The sequence below is a fragment of the Rothia uropygioeca genome (assembly GCF_004136585.1).
Taxonomy (GTDB): Bacteria; Actinomycetota; Actinomycetes; order Actinomycetales; family Micrococcaceae; genus Rothia.
Map to the genome: position 1 here is coordinate 204019 of NZ_NOIR01000003.1, position 20824 is coordinate 224842.

Consider the following 20824-nt stretch of genomic DNA (forward strand, 5'->3'; position numbering starts at 1 on the left):
CAAGCACCCTGCCTCTGAATCACTCACCTGTTTAGGCTCCTGGGCTTGGCAGATCCTCAATTTTCCAGGTGAACGCTTCCCCAGAGTAAGAATCAGCATAGGTCAACTTGCCCTTAGTCTCGGGAAGATCAAGCAACATAGCTCCAGTAGCCTGCTCCTTACCCTTCAAGGAGTCAGGCAGGGTCTCAGTGCCGCTTTTGAAGCAGTTGTAAGCGATAGGTGTCATGATCTCGTTGGCCCGTGTGCCGTTCTCACCTACGAAGGACCATGAAGCCTGGTTGACTCCACTACCAAACTTCTCAGAGTCAGCTATATAAGAGTCTTTCGAATTGGCAAGGTCACCGATCTGTTCTTCTATATTGAACTGTATAAGACGGCCGTTCTCTGGCCTAGGGGCACCCTCGTATTGCGTGTTCGGACATTCTGATACCGGTTCATCCGAATTCACTTTGAAGCACTACACCATCTTGTCGTCAGCGTCCTGACAACAACTTCCTGCCCCACTTCAAACTTCCTTACGCCTGTGTTTGGGGGACTTCTTAGCGGACGCGGTAGCGGCTGGAGGGACCGACAACGGGTCAGAAACTCCGCTATCGGATCCGGAACAGGCGGAGAGCATAAATAAGGAGCAGGGCACGGCGATCATCGCTAGCGCTCGAGATCGTTTAACCTGTCGAGTGCGAAAATTCACACAGCTAAACATATGGGTTTTATCAGCCAATTGTTGGTCAGACTGGAGAAGACCTCTATGAAGCCGGCAGGCGGGCTTACTGCGCCAGGGGAGCAAGTTCAACTTTGAGCCCTGAAGAATTCTCCAGCCACCTCTTCTCCTCTACCGGCAAGAAGAACAAGGCCATCCTCTCTAGCAACTCAGGCGAAGGGCATGGATGCTATTCGAAGAAGTCCTCGTCGACTTCCATGACTTCGTAGCTCTGTTTGACCTGGACTCCAACGCGGTACTTGATCATCAGATCTGCCAGACGTTCTCCGTTGAGCAAGATAATCCGGGCTTGGACCTGGCGGGCGAACTCCACGGCCCCTCGAGAAAAGTCGCTGGAGGTAATGAATACACCTCGACTGGATCCCCGCCATTGCAACGCCCCGGCGAACGCCTGGATGGTCTCTCTACCGACGGTGTTTCCGTCTGCGTAACGCTTGGCCTGGATATAGATCTGGTCCAGACCCAAAGCATCCTGATCGATGACTCCATCGACCCCGCCATCTCCGGTTCCTCCGATGCGCTGGCCCCGTTGCTCGGCCCCACCATAGCCCATAGCAAGGAGTACTTTAACCACCGCTTCTTCGAAGAACTCCGGGTCGCTACTGCGCAGTCGCATCAGCAGGCTTTGGGCCACCTCGTCTTGGATCGAGGCGATGCCATTTTCAATCTGTTCCAAAGGATCTAGACCGGACTTGACTGTCAATGAGCCTAAAGCCGATCTTGTCTCGGCCGTCTCGACTGCGGATGCAGTGGCGGACGATGACGCTGTATCCCAGAAAGGCTTGAAGAAAAGATCGGCCTCCCGGGACGTAGCAAACCCCGATGGATGAGCAGCCAGCCACTGTTGACCCGCGGTCGTGATGCGGTAGTGGCCCCTGGAAACACGCTCGATCATTGATGCCCTGTGGCAGTGGGTGATGGCCCAACTCGCTCGGTTTTTCGCTCGGGAGTCTCCGCTCTGTAGCGTCTCGGCCAGTTGTTCAGGGCTTAGTTCCATGGATGTGGATACGGCTGAGAAGATTTCTCGGTTCGAGCGTGTTTGTTCGTCTGAGAGGGAGGTGACGACGTGGAAAACGAACTGGTGCCATGGTGGAAGTAACGACGTGGGCTCGGACAAAGGTCTCCTGAAATCTGTGATCGTTCCGTAGCGATTACACGTGGATGAGCGGACTTGGCCATCATAATTCTTAAGATCAAGCTCTGCAGGTCAGATCGTCGGGTCCATGCTCCCACTCATGGTGCAGGGATCTTGCCAGTGCATCCATGTATATTTTCCGGCAAGTATATATGTGCACTTGTTTACAAGAGTTGATTCTTGGTGCAGACTCCACACCAACGCTTCGCTGACTCCAAGCCGGACGAAATTGTGAACCAGTGGAAGGACCCGCAGGGGCCAACCGCCGGGCCCATCACACTGCCGCAACGCTTGTGTTGGGCACCGTACCGGACCCTGGATTTGTCCACCGTTGGTGGCCGACGGGTGCTGGTTCGGGAAGTCATGGACAACGGCACCAAGGAAGACCAAGCCCGCTACCTCAGTGGCGAAATCATTCAGTCCGTCTGGAATGAGATGTTCCTGCCCCCGGCCACTCGTCAACGATGGGCCGCCAAATTCCCTGACAAACTGTCCGAGGTCGGCAACTACGACCAGCGCCTACGGGCCCGGAGTCTGGTCTCGCATCCAGTCTCACGGAGACGCACACGAACCGGACACAACTGATGCCATGGGATCCGTCTCTGAACAAGCGAGCAACGAGTGGCACGTGAGTATCAACGCCGGCGAGCTGCACTGATCTGCCGAGCGATAGTGGCAACGATTAGCTACCCCCTATTGCAGCGCAGTTCTAGCCTGGGTAGAATGTTGTTGTGGCGAGACAGCAAGAGATTTTGAAGAAGCTCCGCAAAGCGGCCAGATCGGCCGGATACACCTTCGAGTTCTCGTGCTCCGGCGGTAACCACGATATCTACGATCTTGACGGTGTGATGATCGTGGTTCCTCGTCATCGAGATATCAACGAGCTGACGACCGTCAGCATCTATAGGGCCGCGGAAGCCAAGCTAGGAGAGAAGTGGTGGAAATGACTGCCTACAAAGTGCTTGCTCAGCGCTCAGGGCGGTATTGGCATCTGGAAGTAGATGGCCTGTCTCAGGGCACTCAGGCCAGGAACCTGACCGAAGCCGAGGTGATGGTTAAGGAACTGATCTCGATTCTGACCGGGCAGGACCTGGATCAGGTGCGGGTAGAAATTACCGTCCGGGTCCCGGAGCAGATCCGTGAAGCTCAGGAAGAGGCCAACAAGTACCGTGCCGAAGCAGAACATGCATCTACGTTGGCGGCAGCGAAATCGAGAGAGGCTGCTCGGCTGATGCGCGAGCAGGGGATGACGCTAAAAGATATCGGACAGGTTTTGCACGTATCGCATCAACGCGCCGGGCAACTGGTTGCTGGTTAATCGACTCGACCGCCAAGGGCGCTGACCAGGGATTCGCGCAAGCCCCGGCTTCAGCCGTGGGGAGGATGTCAAGAACCCCTGGTCAGAGATCGCTGTCTTGAAGACCGTTGGTGACAATGTCCAGAACATCGTCGTAGTGCGTAGTCCCTGGTGTGATCAAAGAGCCGTGTGAGTCCCCGTACATGGGGTAGAACCTTGCAGGCCCACCGGCTTGTTGAACGGCCTGGACGTATCGTTGCGAAAGCTGCCATGCAACCGTGGTGTCAGCTGTCCCGTGAATTGCCGCCACCGGAATATTGGGGTCGATGTTCTGAATCGGGTCCACATCTTCATACCTGGTCGCCATCTGGACCGGGCTGCCGCCGATCACATTGGCCAGATCCAGATCCCCTGAATTCGCAGCAAACGTCATGTCCAACGGACCGGATATGGAAACAATTCGATCCGGCCTGAACTCCGGCGTTTCCGGTACCTGCGATGCGGCTTGGGGGCTTCTGGTCCCCACCCAAGCCGCCAGCTGGGCCCCTGCACTGTGGCCAACGACCTCGGTCTTGCCCGACAGCTCTGCATGGTCTCGAAGTAGTTGCGGCACGTGGTCCACGGCGGCAGCGACATCGGTGAAGGTAGTCGGCCAGCCACCGCCGGAACCGACCCGACGGTACTCAATGTTGTAGACAGCAACACCACGACCGGCCAGCGAGCTGGCGAAGTAGCTGAAATCTTCAGCGCCAATGGAGTGGTGCCAGGCCCCACCGTGGATGAGAACCACCAAAGGCACCGATTTTTCTTGATGGATACCAGCCGGAAGATAGAGATCCCCCCAATTTTGGGAAGGATCTGACTGCCCCTGGACCGGATAGTTGATCCTTTGAACCTCCGGTGCCGCCCGTTGGGAGACGGGCTCGGCTGCCTGGGCGATGGTCGAGTCCTGAACGGCCAGAGAATGGGGCCCACCTTTGGAGGCATTCGCCGAGCAAGAAGCCAGTATTGGGGCCACGGCAAGCAGGATGGCCGTGCCGTATGCGGGGACAGTCCTAGGGTTTGGCATCACTTTGAGAGTATGGCCTCTCGGGTTCGTATCCGAATATGAAATCGCCGACGTCATCGGAGGAAACCCGCATGGGGTTCCGTGCGCTGAACCCGTCCGACCCGTTGCCGTTGTACAGCCCTGTAGACGGTTGATCGGACCACCAAGTTCCCCGCCAAGGTGTCCCAGATCGGCAAGTAGGACTGGCTATCGAGCTGTCAGCCCGCCTCTGCCGCAACGGTGATCAGAACACGAAAACGACGATCGGAAACGGAGATGGGGCTCCCTCCGGTGAGCCGATCCTGGATTATTCGTAGTGATACCGGCAGGCTGCAATACGGATGTCGTCGCCGCTGATCTTGTAGACGAGTCTGTGCTCGTCGGTGATGCGGCGGGACCAGTACCCGGAGAAGCCGTGCTTGAGGGGTTCGGGCTTGCCAATGCCTTCGTTGCCGTTGCGTTGGATGTCTTTGATGAGCGTGTTGATGCGCTTGAGGGTTTTGCGATCTTGGGCCTGCCACCAGAGATAATCCGCCCAGGCGGCCTCGTCCCAGACCAGACTCATTCAGCCAGCTCCTGCCGAGTCCCGCCCCCGTTTTCTAGGCGGTCGATGGAAGCCAGGAGCCGACGGGCATTCGCCGGGTTCCTGAGGAGGTAGGCGGTCTCCTTCAGCGATTCGTAGTCGTCGAGGGAGACCATCACTACTGGTTCGTGGCCGGCACGGTTGATGATGACTTCTTCCCGGTCGTCGGTGACTGCATCCAGGGTCTCGGCGTACCGCGCCCGTGATTCTGAGTACGACATCGTTTTCATGTCTCTACACCTTTCTAGCGTACAGAATATTGTACGTATCCACATGTTGCCGGGTCAATCATCGGTCGTTGGTGCTCCCGCGTGGTTGAGTGGCTGCCTTAAGGACAGGCCCTTAAGTTGTCAGACCCTGTCTCTAGAGTGACTGGAAGAACGGCAGCAGCGAAGTAAGTGAGGCGGTGAAAAGAGCATGGACACGGAACAGGCAGATCCGGACCTGCGGGCCTACAAGTACCGTCTGGATCCGAACGCTGACCAGATCCGTGCCCTGTCCCAGGCGGCCGGGGCGGCCCGGGTCTCCTACAACATGCTCATCGCCTGCAACCTGAATGCGTTGAAAGCCGGATGGGCTGCAGAACGGGACCTGATCACAGCAGGCACCGACGCCGCCGAAGCGAAGAAACAGATCAGAGCCCGTCGCAAACAGGAACCTGCTCTGCAAACCCTGTCCTGGACACGATTCAGCACCGAAGTACTGACCCCGGTCCGGGCAGAACACCGGCGCGCCGAGACAGTCCTGAACAACGGTGACAGGTGGGATCACCCGCGCTGGTCGAACCCCTGGTTGCACACCGCACCCCGGCGGGTACTGATCTCCGGGGCGCAGAACGCCTCGCGTGCCTTCTCCAACTGGATGGACTCACTCTCCGGAGCACGCAAGGGCCGACCAGTCGGTCTGCCCCGGTTCAAGAAGAAAGGCCGCGACCGGGACTCGTTCACGATCCCGGCACCGGAGGCCATGGGAGGCTACGGTGCCACCTACCCTCGCGGTGGTCCCCGTTCTGGGGAAGTCATCCGGGACTACCGTCACCTGCGGCTGGCCTTCCTCGGTGTCATCCGCACCTGCCAGAACACTCGCCGGCTCTCTCGTGCCCTGAAACAGGGCGGGAGGATCAAATCCTTCACCATCTCGCAGGCCGGGGGATGCTGGTATGCCTCCCTGCTGGTCGAGACACCGGCTGCACCAACACCGCCGCAGCCCACCCGAGCAGCCCAGGCACGCGGAGAAATCGGTGTCGATCTCGGAGCCCATGTCATGGCCGCGACCTCGGACGGGCAGCTGGTGGACAACCCTGCCCCGGGCAAGAAAGCAGCTGTTCGATTGAAGAAGCTGCAACGGCGTCTGGCCCGATCGCAGAAGGGCTCGGCCCGCCGCAAGCGCCTGGTGGCCCAGATCAGCAGGACGCATCACACAGTGGCTTTGCAGCGTGAGACGGCTGCTCATGAGATGACCAAACGACTGGCGACCGGGTATTCGATGGTGGCGATCGAGGATCTCAACGTGGCCGGGATGACGGCCTCGGCGGCCGGAACCATCGAGGCCCCGGGGAAGAATGTCCGGGCCAAGTCCGGGTTGAATCGTGCCGTCCTCGATGTTGCCCCGGGGATGATCCGGCGGCAGTTGGAATACAAGGCTTCCTGGCATGGTGCCAGGGTGGAAGTGATTGACCGGTATGCACCGTCGTCGAAGACGTGCTCGAACTGTGGGGCAGTGAAAACCAAACTGTCCCTGTCCGAGCGGGTCTATCGGTGTCGCCAGTGCGGGGTGGTTCTTGATCGTGACATCAATGCTGCGATCAATATTCTCGCCCTCGCTCGAGGACACAAGACGGGGACCGGTCGACATCATCAGCTCGCCTGAGGCAAGCGGGAGAGGGTAAGCGGACGCCGAGCCTACCGCTTGTCCCGGCGTACGCGTTGGGAGCTACCAGGTGGAGGGCGTGGAAGCGTCAAGACCGTACCGGCAGGTGCGGCCACCGTGCCCGAGCAATCGGACACTCATCCCTATAATCAACTGCGGGAAAATGAATCAGGACCAGGGTAAGCGGACGTATTTGTCCTCGTCAGGCAGTGTTTTCCCCGCGCACGCAGGGGTGAGCCCGGGCGTGGAAGGATAAGCCACCGATCTTCATTGGTTTTCCCGCGCACGCAGGGGTGAGCCCTGGCTGTCGAGTACCGGTCCGCCGCCGATTCCTCCGCGTATGCAAGGGTGAGCTCTATCAGATGCCGGATCCGTCGAACGCGTCCAAGTTTTCCCCGTACACCCAGAGGCGAGCCCCGAGGTGGATGGGAGCCGACAGGTTCCTGGCGTTTCCCTGCGTGCGCAGGAGGTGAGCTCATCGTGGGCAATGAGTTTGTGAAGGAACTGCTGTTTTCCCGGAGCAGGGGTGATCCCAATGGGAGCGTGCCGAACATGAAAAAGTTCAGTTTCCCTATGTGCGCAGGGCAAAGGCTCCTTGACGATGCGACTATCGGCCTGAAGGCGACCTCGAAATCACCCCGGTCTTGGATCAGGATACGCTGACGAGTACCCACCGATATCTCCAGAAGGGAACCAGCAATGGACAGCACCAGCTATACCAAAGCTGAACTACTCGCCCTCCAGGGCCCTGAAGTCCAAGCCGCACATCGAAACCATATGCGGAACGCTGAACGAGCCACCGAAGATCCACAACTTCCTTAGGAATACCGACCTGACGAGAGCGCGCACTGGCAGCCAGAGTATTAGGTGACTGGGTGGAGTGACTGCGCCAGACTCCGCATCTATTCCGCACATTTTATGGGCATTGGTGACAGTGGTTGGCAACTTGTTGGGCTCGGTTCCGGGCAGAGAGAAGCCGCTGCCATCCCGCAGAAACCCGTGATTATCGCGAACTCTAAATCGTAAGGTCACCGGATCGACGCCGGTCGGAGCCACGAAATCCGCCTCGTAGGCTTCTATGCGGGGCGGATTTCTTTTTAAGGGTCGAATACCCGGCATGAAGCGCGGGCTTTCACGTGGTGTCCCTGCCGGCACAGTACTCGGGAGAGCGGTGAGCGTTATCGGCGGCCCGGGGCTCTTCTCGTTCCGACGGTCTGCCGTATCTGGTTTCACGCCTCTCTGGTGTGGCCGGCAATAATTGCGCCTCACGCAGAGGATCCTGTTTCCGTGTAGGGCCGCACCCAGGACTCCTTCGCCGACTTCTGGCTTTGCGGGCCGCTGAAAAGGCGCCGTAGACGAAATGGAGGATCACATCCATAGTTTCTGCGTCTTCACCTCGAATAGGACGCAGGGTCACCAAATCACCGTGCAGAGTGGGTTTGTCGGGGAAAGTGGACTTAGTCATGCACACAGTATGGACTGAGGGCGCGTATTCAGGTCCCTGGCCCGTGATCAGAAACCCAAAAACCGGGTCGCCCGCACGAGAACCTGGGCAGCGATCTCCGGGATACTCATCAACCCGAGACCGGGCAATTCCAGCAATTCATATTCATACCTGCCGGACCCACAAGCGGCGGCTAAAGCTCGTGCTTCGGACAGAAGAGCGTCAACCGAATCAATTGCAACCCGTGCACATTCCTACGCATCAGACGCTCAGTCGCTGATCAGTCGTTTGCCCAGGTCCACGGTGTCATCTACCCGGTACCCGAGGTGTTCGTAGAAACCGACGACTTCGGGGTTCGAAGCTCGTGTCTGCAAGTTCACCTTAGGGCAACCAAGCTCCAGCAGAGCCGCCTCGACATGTGCCATAAGTGCACGGCCTATGCCTCGCCCGCGAGCCTCGGGAGCGGAGGCAAGATAGTTCACCCAACCGCGATGGCCGTCGTAACCGGCCATGACGGTGCCGATCACTCGACTGTTGTCCCCGACAGCGACAACGAACAGTTCAGGCTGAACGGTGGCTTTCCGCGCAACCGGCCAGGGCGATCCCGCCCAGAACGTGGACTCTTAGGCAAAGGACAAGACGACCTTCCCGATCGCCTTGCCGGAGCGCAGCCGCTCGGTGGCCCGTTGGACGTCCGCGATGTCGAAGGCGGAGTCGATGACGGGGCGGATCTCGCCGCGTCCGACGGCCGGCAGCACCTTTGCGCGCAGACCCTCCAGAATCGGAACAGTTTCCCAGTCCCGGGAGAACCCGAAAGAGACGCCGCTGACGGTCAGGTGCCGGTAGGACAAGGAGTCGATATTAATCGTGGAGGCAGGACCGGCCAGCCGTCCGATGTTCACCACGTGACCGTCTATGGCCGTGGCGGGCAGGCATTGGGCGAACGTGTCGCCGGCCACGTGGTCGAGGACCACCTCAGCGCCCTTGTCACCGGTGGCGGTGAGCACAGCCTGGGTGAGGTCTTCCTCCCCGGTGACGATCACGGTGTCCGCGCCGAGGGCTGCGAGTAGCTCCCGTTTATCGGCACTGCGGGTGGTCGCGATGACCTGTGACGCACCGAGCGCCTTGGCGATCTGCACCCCGATCATGCCGATCCCGGTCGACGCCCCCGTGCTCAAGACGCTCTGTCCTGGCTCGAAGCCTGCGACGGTGAGCGCCCCATACTCGGTCAGTAGAGCAGTCGGAAGTGTGCACGCCACGTCCGGGTCGAGAGTTTCGGGCCGTGACAGCACGAACCGGTGGTCGGCCACGATGTATTCGGCAAACGCTGACGGGAAGGTGCCCATCACCGGGTCGCCGACCTGCCAACTGCCACCGTCTTCCCCGACGGCGGCGATCTCTCCGGCATACTCGAATCCCGCAATGGACTCTTCTCCGCTGCCTCCGTTGCAGGGATCGGCCTCGTCCAACATGGGCAGATCGGCATTGTTCGTTGCCGAAGCATAGTTGCGGATGAGGACCTGACCCCGTCGCGGCTGCGGGACGGGCACGTCGTCGACCGTCCACTGCGGACCGCGACCGCTGATCAGTGCTCGCATCATGTCAGTCATCCCTGCGTTTCTCCTTCGATGTCGGCATGGCCATGAACCTGATCCCGAATCACGGCCGTTGCGCCCAGCATCCCGCCGATCACCCCGCTTCGACAACGGAAGAAATCATCCAGGGATGTTTTCCTCCCTCCCACCTCAGGCAGGGACGGTGGAAGGATGTGGGCATGGCTGGTGATACGAAGATGAACGAGCTCGGCACGTTCCTCAAGACGAGACGCGGTGAGCTCACGCCCCGCGACGCCGGGCTCCCGGAGGGCTCCGGTACTCGGCGTGTGGTCGGCCTACGTCGTGAGGAAGTGGCGCAGCTAGCTTCGATCAGCCCCGACTACTACACGCGCATCGAGCAGGGCCGCATCAAGGTCTCCGCTCCCGTGCTGAACACCCTCGCTGAGGTTCTGCAGATGGACGACGACCAGCGGCGGTACCTGTTCAGTCTCGCGGGGAAGCCCTCCAACCGGGCTCCGCGCAGGACCGTGCAGAAGGTCCAACCACAGCTACGGCGTCTGCTCGGTGATCTGATGGCGACGCCGGCGATCGTGATGGGTAGACGCATGGACATTCTCGCGTGGAACGACCTGGCGGCCGCGATGATGGTCGACTTCGGGAAGATCCCGCAGAAGCACCGCAACTACGTACGCATCTTGTTCACAGACCCGGTGATGCGTGCTCTCTACGCCGATTGGGAAAGCGTCGCCCAGACGGCGGTCGCGCAGCTGCGCATGGAGGCCGCGAAATACCCCGACGACCCGCGATTGAGCTCACTGGTCGGAGAGCTCTCCGTGCAGGATTCCCAGTTCAGTCAGTGGTGGGCCGGTCGCACGGTCAAGAGCCTCACCATCGGCACCAAGACGCTCAACCACGCGACGGTCGGCGAACTGGTGCTCGACTGGGACACCCTCGTCGAAGCGCACGACGCCGAGCAGCAGCTCGTCGTCTGGACGGCCCCGCCGGAGAGCGCCGCTCACGAGGCCCTGCGCTTCTTGGCCTCCGGGGCCGCCGGCGAGACGACGGAGCAAGAGGAAGGCCGCACCACCGGATCGGGCTGAAGCTCACACGGTTTCGACCTGCGGTCCGACGAGGTCACGGAAGGCGACAGAATCTGGCCCCTCTGTCTCATCAACCACGAAACGAAGGAATCAGCATGAACAACAACGAATTCGACCAGATCTTCCCGCTCGGTGAGAAGAACGATGCCCTCGCGCAGTACTTCATCGGGCAGAGTTACCTCGCCCCGCTGACCGGCGGGAGCGTTCCCGTCAACAACGTCTCTTTCGAGCCGGGCTGCCGCAATAACTGGCACATCCACCATGGCAGAGCAGGCGGGGGTGACCAGATCCTGCTCTGCACCGCCGGCAGCGGCTGGTACCAGGCCGAGGGCGAGGATCCTGTCAGCTTGGAGCCGGGAAAGGCAATTCGTGTCCCGGCCGGTACGAAGCACTGGCACGGGGCGAAGGCCGACTCGTGGTTTTCCCACGTCGCTTTCATCACCCCGGGCGAGAATGTCAGTAATGAATGGCTCGAACCGGTCAACGACCAGATGTACGACGAACTGCCGAAGACAAGGAAGTAAAGCATGAGCATCCTGAATGAAACCTATACTCTGTCCAACGGCGTCGAGATCCCGAAGCTGGGTCTGGGCACATGGTTCATCAACGACGATCAGGCGGCACAGGCCGTGCGCGATGCCGTCGGGATCGGGTACCGCAACATCGACACCGCCCAGGCTTACGGCAATGAACAAGGGGTCGGCGACGGCGTACGCAACTGCGGAGTGAGCCGAGAGGACCTGTTTGTGTCCACAAAGCTGGCTGCGGAGATCAAGGATTACGACGAGGCGGTCGCCGCGATCGACAAGTCGCTGGGGAAGCTCGACATCGGGTACATCGATCTCATGCTGATCCACGCTCCGCAGCCGTGGGACGACTTCCGAGGTGGTGACTACGCAGAGGGCAACCGACAGGCATGGAGAGCCCTGGAGGAGGCACACCAGGCGGGCAAGATCCGCTCCATCGGGGTGTCAAACTTCCTGCAGGAAGACCTCGACAACATCCTCGACAACGGCACGGTTGCACCGCACGTGAACCAGATCCTCGTCCACACCGGTAACACCCCCTCCGAGCTCATCGCCTACTGCGAAAGCAAGGCCATCTTCGTTGAAGCGTACTCACCCATCGCGCACGGCGAGATTCTGAAGAACAAGGAAGTCGCCGCGATCGCGGAGAAATACGGGGTGACGGTTCCTCAGCTGTGCATCCGCTACACGCTTCAGCTCGGCACCGTATCGTTGCCCAAGACCGCGAACCCCGACCATATGCGCTCCAACGCGCAGGTCGACTTCGCAATCAGCGAGGAGGACATGGACGCGTTGCGCACCTTGGACGAGAAGGACTACGGGGAGAACGCCGTGTTCCCCGTCTACAGCGGCAAGTGACAGAACAACGAACCATGGCCGAAAGAATTAACTAGGGTCCAAGTGGGCCCTGGAGATCACTCGACCGTGGCGAGAACTTCGCCGTGCACCATGCAGAACCAAGCATCCGGGTGGTTGCCCCAGCTCTCCCAATCCTGGGCAATACCTTCGATGTCCTGAGGGGTCAATCCTTTTTCGGCTGCATGGGCGGCAAACCGTGAGTTGCGAACACGGTCTGCTTGGCTGGTGCCCCACCATGCTGCGGATTCCGCAGTTCCGTACGTCCACGTCGACGAGGTCACCGCAACCGGCGCCAGCCCGGCAGCATTCGCCCACGCACGGAGATTCCGCCCAGCGTCCGGCTCCGCGCTGCGCGAGCGGGCATCCGCGGTGTAGACGGACAGCCAGCGGTCCATTCCCGGGAATCTGGGATGCCAGGTCATGGCGTGGTAGTCAGCGTCCCGGACTGCAATGAGCCCTCCTGGTTTGCAGTAACGAGCCATGCCGCGTAAAGCTTCCACCGGGTCTGAAAGATGCTGGAGCACTTGATGAGCGTGCACGATGTCGAAGCTCGCCGGCTCCACGTCGAGCGCGTAGAGATCTCCCTCCACGAAACGGACGTTTTCCTGACCAGCCGAATTCGCGTTGCTCTTTGCCAGCGCGATGGCGTCTGGAGAAAAGTCCACGCCGACCACTGCTCCTGAGGCTCCCGCGCGTTTAGCGAGTCCCAGCGTGATCGTACCGGGCCCGCACCCGATGTCCAGGATCTTGTCTCCCTCGGCTACTCGACCCAGAAAGTATGCACAGCTGTTTTCTGCCGTGCGCGTCGAATGGGAATTCATCACGCTTCGATGGTGTCCGTGGCTGTAGCGCGATATGGGGCTCTCCGAGGCTTCAGACATACCAGCACCCTACCGCCGAGAACCCAATAAACCAGGGTGTCCCGACTGATCCGAAAGGAGCGATGCGAGTCAAGGCAAGTTCGTAACCGTTGCCCCTCAGGGGTAACGCTAGTTCTTCCGGTGAGGGTGTGGGACCAAACTTGTGCGCTGAAACCTCAAGGGAAATTCTATTGACAGATAGCCCTTCTAACCATTATTGACCGCCTGAGATTGTAAAAACTGTCGAGTAAGCGCGAGGTCTTCATAATTCGCAAAATTCGATGAAAATATTGCGAGACAATTGTTCTTCTGTTTGTTTATACTCAAGTGTTAGCCAAGACACATAAGGAGAGTCCAATGAAAGCTCGTGTTCTGACGTTGACTGCAGCAGTCTTCGCTCTGGCTCTGGCCGGATGCGGCCAGGACGATAATGGTAGTTCCGATGCATCGGGTTCGGCCTCGGCTTCCTCGTCAAGTTCGGGAGGCAGCTCAAGTTCGGCCTCGTCGGATTCGTCGTCGGGCGGCTCGGGCGAGGCGTCATCTGGTGAAGGCGCTAACGGCGCCGCGGGTGCCAACGGCGACGACAGTGCGAACGGGAACTCCGGCGCTAATGGCGATGGAGCCAACGGCAGCCAGGGTGCCAATGGTGCGGAAGGTGCCGATGGAACCAACGGCGGTCAGAATGGTGAGGGCGCCAACGGTGCCAGTGGTAGTGAAGGCACCGACGGAGCCAATGGCGGCCAGGGTGCCGCCGGTTCCACGGGAGAAGCCGGTGACGGCGCGGCTGCCGGTGGCGACCAGGCCGGAGCGAGCGGTGCAGGCGATGCCGCCGCGGCTGCTCAGCTGGAGGGCTACTGGAACACAGGCGGGCAGTGCACCATCGATTGGACATCTTCCGAACCTTACGACGTCTCGACCGACCAGCTGGTGAAGTCCTACTGTGCCTCCAACGGGCTCGGTGAACTCGCCGACGGTTACGACCCGATGGCCGGTATTCAGTACCCCGTTGGGCAGTAAGTTGGGGCGCTGAGGATAAGAAACTCGCGCAGGACCCCTTCGCCGCACGCGGTGAAGGGGTCCTTTGCGTTAACCGTGGAACGCGGCCAGCCCCCGGCCGGTCTCACGGTTGATTCACTTCACGTCCACGATCACGGGCAGGTGGTCGGAGGCGCCTTTGCCTTTGCGCTCCTCACGGTCGTAGCTTGCGCCCGTCACGCGGTTAGCCAGGGCGGGGGAGTAGAGCTGGAAGTCGATGCGCATGCCCTCGTTCTTCGGAAAACGCAACGAGGTGTAGTCCCAATAGGTGTAGTCTTTCTCCCCCTGCGTATAAGGGCGGGCGACGTCAACCAGCCCGGCGTCGTCCAGAAAAGAGTGGAATGCCGACCTTTCGGGCTCGGTCACGTGCGTCATCCCGTTCTTGCGGAAGAACTCGATATCCCAGACGTCGTCGTCCTGGGGTGCGACGTTCCAATCTCCCACCAGGGCCAGCTGAGCCTCCGGATCATCCGTGAGCCACTTCTGGGTGTCCTCGCGGAGGACCCTAAGCCAATCCAGCTTGTAAGCCATGTGCGGGTCGTCAATTCCGCGGCCGTTGGGGACGTAGAGGCTCCAGACGCGAACGCCACCACAGGTGGCCCCGATCGCTCGAGCCTCCTGGATCTCTTCCTTGCCAGGTTTGCCGAATACCGGTTGACCGGGGAAGGTGCGTTCGACGTCGTCGAGGCCCACGCGGGAGGCGATCGCGACACCGTTCCACTGGTTCAGGCCGAAGTGGGCGACGTCGTAACCCAGGCGCTCGAATACGCTGAAAGGAAAGTTCTCGTCCTTGGCCTTCGTCTCTTGAATTGCCAGGACATCGGCGTCGGAGCGATCCAACCATGCCTCGACTCGGTCGGCGCGGGCACGGATGGAGTTCACATTCCAGGTCGCAATTCTCATGCTCACCAGGCTACCGGGTTGGCGTCGGAAGCTTGGAGAGCCCCGCGTTAGGCGGTGGTTACCCCCTGACGCGGGGAAACGCCTCTCAATCAGGTACCCCTCCCAGCCGCACTCGGCAAGGGGCGCGGCGTTGACGGTAATCCCTGCCCAACGGCGCTCCGAGTCCGCACGACGTCGACGGCACCCCGCGAGGTGGCGCACCTGCGCCCCGGAGGTCCCACTCTGCCCCAGGCGAGCGCAAATCCGCCACCTCGGCCCTCGGCCACGGAAGGGCGCCGGCATGAACCGAAAACATCCGAGGAAACTCGTCGTGAAAGCCTGACGAAAACCATAGAAGCACCCCGCGGCGGGGTTTGGGGCGCGGGCTGAGCCAAGCTAGCGTGATGACGAGCACAATTTTTGGCCGGAAGGATTCGATATCCGGCTCTTCGACCCTTGTGGAAGGCAATACGATGTCCGAACAGCCCAGTAGCACCAATCCCTCCCCTGGAGCGCCGCAATCTCCTTTTCGCCCAGACGTCCTGTCCGGACAGAGCATTCTCGTCACGGGCGGCGGAAGCGGTCTGGGCAAAGGCGTGGCCCGCCACTTCGCCGAACATGGCGCCACGGTCCACATCTGGGGTCGTCGGGAGAACGTCCTCCGCGAGACCGCGCACGAGATCGAGGAGTCCGCCCGGGCTGCGGGGGGTGCGGCGCATTACCAAGTCGTCGATGTGCGTGATTCGGAAGCCGTCGACGCCGCCGTCGGCTATATCTGGGAGCAGCACGGTCCGCTGACCGGTGCCATGAACAATGCCGCAGGCAACTTCATTGCGCAGACCAAGGACCTGAGCCCCCGCGGTTTTCAAGCCATCACCGACACGGTCATGAAGGGCTCATACAACGTGACTCACTCCGTCGGACGCCGGTGGATCGAGCAGGACCTTCCCGGCAATATCCTGTCCACTTTGGTCAGCTGGGTCTATACGGGGTCCGCATACGTGGTGCCCTCGGCCATGGCGAAGTCAGCCGTCCACGCGATGACCATGTCCCTGGCCGTCGAGTGGGCCAAGTACGGTATCCGACTCAACGCCATTGCGCCCGGCCCCATCCCAACAGAATTCACCTCGGTCGTTCTGAGCTCCAACAAGGACGGGCAAGGTGCGATGACCGATCTGGAGTCCGTGCCCGCCCGTCGAGCCGGCACGGTCGAAGAAATGGGTAACCTCGGCATCTTCTTGTTGTCAGGCGCATGCGACTACATCACCGGCCAAACCATCACGATGGACGGGGGTCAGATGCTCGCCGGACCGTCGACCTTCTCCGCGCTCACGGAGCTCGACGACTCCGATTGGGCCGAGATTGCCGAGAAGGGCAAGAAAGCTGCGGCCGAGTCGAAGAAGCATCGAAATGCTTAGCAACGCCGATGTTACGAGCTGCGCCGCAGACCCGTTGGCAATAGCTGAGCCGGGTCGATAGCCTGTGACTCAGAACACAAACCGAACGCGGGGTCAGTCCCTGCGGGAAGGAGCCCTCGGTAATGGCGCAGGAGCGGGTCAAGGAACTAACGCACTACATCGGCGGTCAAGACGTTTCGGGAAAGTCCGGACGGTTCGGGGACGTCTTCGACCCCAGCACGGGGCAAGTCACGGCCAAGGTTCCGCTGGCATCGACGGATGAGGTCGACGCCGCCGTCCGGAACGCCAAGGAAGCACAACGGGGCTGGGCGGCAACCAACCCGCAGCGTCGGGCTCGCGTCCTGGGGAAGTTCGTCAACCTCGCGAATGAACATGCCGACGAGATCGCTGAGGCGCTCTCGCGAGAGCACGGCAAGACCGTTCCGGATTCCCACGGAGACTTGCAGCGCGGACTCGACGTCGTCGAATTCGCGATGGGCGCGCCGCACTTGCTCAAGGGCGAATTCAGCGATTCGGTGGGAACCGGAATCGACGTGTACTCGATGCGGCAGCCGCTCGGCGTCGTCGCCGGGATCACCCCCTTCAACTTCCCCGCGATGATCCCCTTGTGGAAATGTGGCCCGGCGATCGCGGCCGGAAACGCTTTCATCCTCAAACCGTCCGAACGCGACCCCTCCGTTCCCCTGATTCTCGCGCGGTTGTGGAAGGAAGCAGGCCTCCCGGACGGAATCTTCAACGTCGTCAACGGCGACAAGGAATCAGTGGACGCCTTGCTCGACCATCCGGATATCAAAGCGGTCGGGTTCGTGGGCTCGACTCCCATCGCTCAAAGCATCTATGAACACGCCGCCCGAGCAGGAAAGCGCGCCCAGTGCTTCGGAGGCGCCAAGAACCACATGATTATCATGCCGGACGCGGACCTGGACCAGGTCGCCGACGCCTTGATCGGTGCCGCTTTCGGTTCGGCCGGTGAGCGGTGCATGGCGGTTTCCGTTGCCGTCCCCGTGGGGGAGGAAACCGCAGATGCGCTGATCGAGAAGCTCAAGGAACGTGCGGCCGACCTCAGGGTCGGCCCCTCCCTCGAGGAATCATCGGACTTCGGGCCCCTGGTCTCCGCTGCAGCGAAGGAGCGAGTCGAGAACGCGATCGCTGAGGGCGTCGAACAAGGCGCCAACTTGATCCTCGACGGACGCAATGCACACGTTCAAGGGCATGACGGCGGATTCTTCGTCGGCCCCACAATCTTCGACCGCGTAACTGCGGATATGAACATCTATCGGGAAGAGGTCTTCGGGCCGGTCCTTTCGGTTCTTCGGGCCGCGGATTTCGAGGAAGCCTTGGAGCTTCCGACCAAGCACGAATACGGCAACGGAGTAGCGATCTTCACTCGCGACGGCGATACGGCCCGCGAATTCTCCCGTCGGGTCGAGGTCGGGATGATCGGCGTCAATGTCCCGATTCCCGTTCCGATCGCGTACTACACCTTCGGTGGGTGGAAAGCCTCCGGTTTCGGTGATCTGAATCAGCACGGCCCCGATGCTTTCCGCTTCTACACCAAGACCAAGACGGTCACCCAGCGCTGGCCCTCCGGCATCAAGGAAGGCGCCAGCTTTGTCATGCCGACCGGCAACTGACCGACGTCGCACATCCCGTTGACACCCATAACAGGAGGAACATCCATGGCGGATAAGCAGCAGGAGCCCAGCGTTCTGACCGAGGTCCGGGGGCACCTCGGGGTCATCACCCTCAACCGCCCGCGCGCGGTCAATGCGTTGAACGTTGAGATGATCCAGCTGATCAACAAAGCGTTGGACGACTTCGAATACGACGCCAACGTCAAGTCGGTCGCCGTCGTCGGGTCAGGTGAACGAGGCCTCTGCTCGGGCGGGGACGTCGTCGCTCTGTACAAGGCCGCCACGGGCGGAGACCGGAGCCAGGGAACCGACTTCTTCCGCCACGAGTACGACTTCGATTACCGTATTTCGCGTTATCCCAAGCCGTATGTCGCCATCATGAACGGTCTGGTTCTGGGAGGCGGCATCGGGCTGTCCGTGCCGGGCTCGCACCGGGTCGTCACCGAGTCCACGCGGACAGGTATGCCGGAGACTGGAATCGGTTTCTCCCCTGACGTCGGAGGTCTCAACTACCTCTCCAAGGCGCCAGGACAGGCTGGTCGACACATGGCATTGACCGGGTTGCATGTCGACGGAGGGGACGCCATCCACGCGGGACTCGCCGATTTCTACGTTCCGGATGCGGCGATCGAAGACTTGCTCCGGAGCCTCGAGAGTGTAGAGAATCCTGGCGCCGTCGCCACCACGATCCAGGACTTCGTGGTCGAACCTCCCCGTTCCGAACTCGAGGAAGCCGCCTCGTGGATCGACGAGGACTACGCGGCGGACTGCGTCGAGGAAATCCTTCAGAACCTCGAGGCGCGTGTCGAGAAGGAACCGGACAACGAGCTGGCAAACAAGGCACTCAAGGCTCTGCGCCGCAACAGCCCTACGGGCATGAAAACCGCCCTCGAAGGATTGCACCGGGCGAAGGACCAGAGCCTTGCGGAAACCTTGGTTCAAGACTTCCGCACCAGCGGAAACGCGCTGTTGGCCCACGATATGGCCGAGGGCATCCGCGCGCAGGTGATCGACAAAGATCGCAACCCCCAGTGGCAACCGCAGACACTCGAAGAAGTGAGCCGGGAAATAGTTCTCGGATTCTTCGACCCGGTCCCCGGGTACGAAGATCTGCAATTGCCCGAGTAAGGAGAATTGGCATGAAGATTGCATTCCTGGGCCTAGGCAACATGGGCGGCCATATGGCGCGGAACCTCAAGGAGGCTGACCACGACGTCGTGGCCTTCGACCTCGCCGAGCCCGCACGCCAGGCCTCCGAGAAAGACGGACTCAACATCGCTTCTTCCGGCGAGGAGGCCGTGGCGGACGCAGAGGTCGTCATCACGATGTTTCCGGCCGGCAAGCACGTTATTGCCGCTTATCAAGGACAGAATAACGACGGTCTCCTGGCCGCGGCCCCACAGAACACCCTCTTCATCGACTGCTCGACCATCAGCGTGGACGAAGCACGTGAAGCGGCGGAATTGGTCCACCAAGCCGGACATCGAGCCGTGGATGCGCCCGTTTCCGGTGGAACCGCCGGAGCCGAGGCAGGCACCTTGACCTTCATGGTCGGCGGTCCGCAGGAAAATTTCGATGCCGCACACCCGCTGTTCGACGCGATGGGACGGAAAGTCGTGCACTGTGGGAACAACGGGGCAGGCCAGGCCGCGAAGTGCTGCAATAATATGTTGCTCGCGATCACGACCATCGGCGCGTGCGAAGCCTTTACCCTGGGCGAGAAGTTGGGCCTGACAGACCAGGCGCTCTTCGACGTCATGTCCACCTCAGCCGCCCAGTGCTGGTCGGTCACGACCAACTGTCCGGTCCCCGGACCCGTCCCGGAGAACCCGGCCAGCAACGGCTACAAACCCGGATTCGCGACCGCTCTGATGGCCAAGGACCTCGGGCTCGCCCTCGCGGCCCTGGAATCCACGCAGACCGACGCGTCCTTCGGCAGGGCAGCGCACAAAGCCTATTCTGAGTTCCTGGACAGCGGCCACGGAGATCTCGACTTTTCCGCGATCATCCAAACGATGAGGGAGAATCAAGCATGAGCGAAAAGACTACGACGGCAGACGAAAAGGGATCGTCGCAAGAGACGGCCGTCATCCGGACTGAGACCCGAGGCGGTGTCGGCATCATCCGGCTCAACCGTCCCAAGGCTCTCAACGCATTGAACTACGAGACCATGGTAGCCGTCGTCGACGCCGCACAGGCCTGGGAGCGCGACGAGGATATTTCCGTGATCGTTCTGACCGGATCGGAAAAGGCCTTTGCCGCGGGTGCTGACATCAAGGAAATGTCATCGAAAAGCTACATGGAGATGTACGCGAGCGACTGGTTTGCCCAGTGGCAACGGCTTACGCAGGTTCGATTGCCTATCGTTGCTGCGGTCAATGGATATGCGCTGGGCGGCGGCTGCGAGCTGGCGATGATGTGCGACATCATCATTGCCGGTGAGGGCGCCAAATTCGGCCAGCCGGAAATCAACCTCGGGGTGATTCCCGGAATGGGCGGTTCCCAACGATTGACCCACGCCGTCGGCAAGGCCAAAGCTATGGACATGATTCTGACGGCCCGGAACATGGGCGCGGAAGAGGCCGAACGCGCGGGATTGGTTTCCCGCGTCGTCGCGGACGACCACGTCGTGGAGACGGCACTCCAGATCGCGGACACGATTGCGAAGAAGTCCCGACCCGTCGCGATGATCGCCAAGGAGTCGGTCGGAATGGCCTTCGAAACCCCCTTGGCCCAGGGGCTGACCTTCGAACGTCGAGTATTCCACTCGCTCTTCGCGACCGAGGACCAGAAGGAAGGCATGTCTGCTTTCTCGGAGCGCCGCGACGCCGAATTCGAGAACAGGTAGCCGCACAAA

Annotated in this window: 21 protein-coding genes and 1 pseudogene; 13 read left to right on the top strand and 9 right to left on the bottom strand. The window is 60.7% G+C overall.

What is annotated here, in order from left to right:
• Positions 1–31: 31 nt before the first annotated feature.
• On the bottom strand, positions 32–448 hold the full coding sequence (locus tag EWR20_RS09000) for a hypothetical protein (RefSeq protein ID WP_129360326.1): 417 nt from the start codon (positions 446–448) through the stop codon (positions 32–34).
• A 442-nt stretch (positions 449–890) separates the two neighbouring features.
• The gene (locus EWR20_RS09005) at positions 891–1838 is read right to left on the bottom strand and encodes a restriction endonuclease (protein WP_129360327.1); all 948 of its coding nucleotides are present in this window, start codon (positions 1836–1838) and stop codon (positions 891–893) included.
• Positions 1839–2036: 198 nt separating this feature from the next.
• Here EWR20_RS09005 and EWR20_RS09010 point away from each other — a divergent pair, with 198 nt between their 5' ends.
• From EWR20_RS09010 to EWR20_RS09020, 3 genes are all read left to right on the top strand, one after another.
• Positions 2037–2441: a hypothetical protein gene (locus EWR20_RS09010; RefSeq protein WP_129360328.1), complete on the top strand. Its 405-nt coding sequence runs from the start codon at positions 2037–2039 to the stop codon at positions 2439–2441.
• Between the two features lie 146 nt (positions 2442–2587).
• Positions 2588–2803: a hypothetical protein gene (locus EWR20_RS09015; RefSeq protein WP_129360329.1), complete on the top strand. Its 216-nt coding sequence runs from the start codon at positions 2588–2590 to the stop codon at positions 2801–2803.
• The gene (locus tag EWR20_RS09020) at positions 2791–3174 is read left to right on the top strand and encodes a hypothetical protein (protein ID WP_129360330.1); all 384 of its coding nucleotides are present in this window, start codon (positions 2791–2793) and stop codon (positions 3172–3174) included. The genes EWR20_RS09015 and EWR20_RS09020 overlap by 13 nt, the downstream gene beginning before the upstream one ends.
• Before the next feature lie 82 nt (positions 3175–3256).
• On the opposite strand, the gene EWR20_RS09025 is transcribed toward EWR20_RS09020, so the two are convergent.
• The 3 genes from EWR20_RS09025 to EWR20_RS09035 all read right to left on the bottom strand — a co-directional run bounded on the left by EWR20_RS09025 (position 3257) and on the right by EWR20_RS09035 (position 5014).
• Complete coding sequence (locus tag EWR20_RS09025; RefSeq protein WP_202864799.1) at positions 3257–4222, bottom strand: alpha/beta hydrolase family protein; 966 nt, start codon at positions 4220–4222, stop codon at positions 3257–3259.
• A 286-nt stretch (positions 4223–4508) separates the two neighbouring features.
• Complete coding sequence (locus EWR20_RS09030; RefSeq protein WP_129360331.1) at positions 4509–4766, bottom strand: Txe/YoeB family addiction module toxin; 258 nt, start codon at positions 4764–4766, stop codon at positions 4509–4511.
• On the bottom strand, positions 4763–5014 hold the full coding sequence (locus EWR20_RS09035; protein WP_129360332.1) for a type II toxin-antitoxin system Phd/YefM family antitoxin: 252 nt from the start codon (positions 5012–5014) through the stop codon (positions 4763–4765). Before EWR20_RS09035 ends, EWR20_RS09030 begins: the two co-directional genes overlap by 4 nt.
• A gap of 187 nt (positions 5015–5201) precedes the next feature.
• Here EWR20_RS09035 and EWR20_RS09040 point away from each other — a divergent pair, with 187 nt between their 5' ends.
• Entirely contained in the window at positions 5202–6653 is a 1452-nt protein-coding gene (locus EWR20_RS09040; RefSeq protein WP_129360333.1) for an RNA-guided endonuclease InsQ/TnpB family protein, read from the top strand.
• 1713 nt (positions 6654–8366) lie between these two features.
• Here EWR20_RS09040 and EWR20_RS09045 read toward each other — a convergent pair.
• Together EWR20_RS09045 and EWR20_RS09050 are read right to left on the bottom strand one after the other, a co-directional pair.
• Positions 8367–8675 (bottom strand): annotated as a pseudogene (locus EWR20_RS09045) (GNAT family acetyltransferase); the annotation flags it as partial.
• 45 nt (positions 8676–8720) lie between these two features.
• The gene (locus tag EWR20_RS09050; RefSeq protein ID WP_129360335.1) at positions 8721–9707 is read right to left on the bottom strand and encodes a quinone oxidoreductase family protein; all 987 of its coding nucleotides are present in this window, start codon (positions 9705–9707) and stop codon (positions 8721–8723) included.
• 164 nt (positions 9708–9871) lie between these two features.
• Between EWR20_RS09050 and EWR20_RS09055 the strand changes: the two genes are divergently transcribed.
• The 3 genes from EWR20_RS09055 (at position 9872) to EWR20_RS09065 (ending at position 12138) form a co-directional block, all read left to right on the top strand.
• Positions 9872–10753 carry a helix-turn-helix domain-containing protein gene (locus EWR20_RS09055; protein ID WP_129360336.1) on the top strand — a complete coding sequence of 294 codons (882 nt, stop codon included), beginning with the start codon at positions 9872–9874 and terminating at the stop codon, positions 10751–10753.
• Between the two features lie 95 nt (positions 10754–10848).
• The gene (locus tag EWR20_RS09060) at positions 10849–11277 is read left to right on the top strand and encodes a cupin domain-containing protein (protein WP_129360337.1); all 429 of its coding nucleotides are present in this window, start codon (positions 10849–10851) and stop codon (positions 11275–11277) included.
• 3 nt (positions 11278–11280) lie between these two features.
• On the top strand, positions 11281–12138 hold the full coding sequence (locus EWR20_RS09065) for an aldo/keto reductase (RefSeq protein WP_129360338.1): 858 nt from the start codon (positions 11281–11283) through the stop codon (positions 12136–12138).
• A 56-nt stretch (positions 12139–12194) separates the two neighbouring features.
• Here EWR20_RS09065 and EWR20_RS09070 read toward each other — a convergent pair whose 3' ends face one another.
• The gene (locus EWR20_RS09070) at positions 12195–13019 is read right to left on the bottom strand and encodes a class I SAM-dependent methyltransferase (protein WP_129360339.1); all 825 of its coding nucleotides are present in this window, start codon (positions 13017–13019) and stop codon (positions 12195–12197) included.
• 336 nt (positions 13020–13355) lie between these two features.
• On the opposite strand from EWR20_RS09070, the gene EWR20_RS09075 reads away from it, so the two are divergent.
• A complete protein-coding gene (locus tag EWR20_RS09075; RefSeq protein WP_129360340.1) occupies positions 13356–14015 on the top strand; it encodes a hypothetical protein in 660 nt (219 codons plus the stop codon).
• Between the two features lie 114 nt (positions 14016–14129).
• Here the strand turns inward: EWR20_RS09075 and EWR20_RS09080 are convergent, their stop codons facing one another.
• Positions 14130–14936 carry an exodeoxyribonuclease III gene (locus EWR20_RS09080; protein ID WP_129360341.1) on the bottom strand — a complete coding sequence of 269 codons (807 nt, stop codon included), beginning with the start codon at positions 14934–14936 and terminating at the stop codon, positions 14130–14132.
• Positions 14937–15319: 383 nt separating this feature from the next.
• Between EWR20_RS09080 and EWR20_RS09085 the strand changes: the two genes are divergently transcribed.
• The 5 genes from EWR20_RS09085 (at position 15320) to EWR20_RS09105 (ending at position 20815) form a co-directional block, all read left to right on the top strand.
• A complete protein-coding gene (locus tag EWR20_RS09085; RefSeq protein ID WP_197964434.1) occupies positions 15320–16333 on the top strand; it encodes an SDR family oxidoreductase in 1014 nt (337 codons plus the stop codon).
• 122 nt (positions 16334–16455) lie between these two features.
• Positions 16456–17967: a CoA-acylating methylmalonate-semialdehyde dehydrogenase gene (locus EWR20_RS09090; RefSeq protein WP_129360342.1), complete on the top strand. Its 1512-nt coding sequence runs from the start codon at positions 16456–16458 to the stop codon at positions 17965–17967.
• Positions 17968–18012: 45 nt separating this feature from the next.
• The gene (locus EWR20_RS09095) at positions 18013–19095 is read left to right on the top strand and encodes an enoyl-CoA hydratase/isomerase family protein (RefSeq protein WP_129360343.1); all 1083 of its coding nucleotides are present in this window, start codon (positions 18013–18015) and stop codon (positions 19093–19095) included.
• Positions 19096–19106: 11 nt separating this feature from the next.
• Positions 19107–20003, top strand: a complete 897-nt coding sequence (gene mmsB, locus EWR20_RS09100; RefSeq protein ID WP_129360344.1) for a 3-hydroxyisobutyrate dehydrogenase — start codon at positions 19107–19109, stop codon at positions 20001–20003.
• A complete protein-coding gene (locus tag EWR20_RS09105) occupies positions 20000–20815 on the top strand; it encodes an enoyl-CoA hydratase (RefSeq protein ID WP_129360345.1) in 816 nt (271 codons plus the stop codon). The genes mmsB and EWR20_RS09105 overlap by 4 nt, the downstream gene beginning before the upstream one ends.
• The last annotated feature ends 9 nt before the right edge of the window (positions 20816–20824 follow it).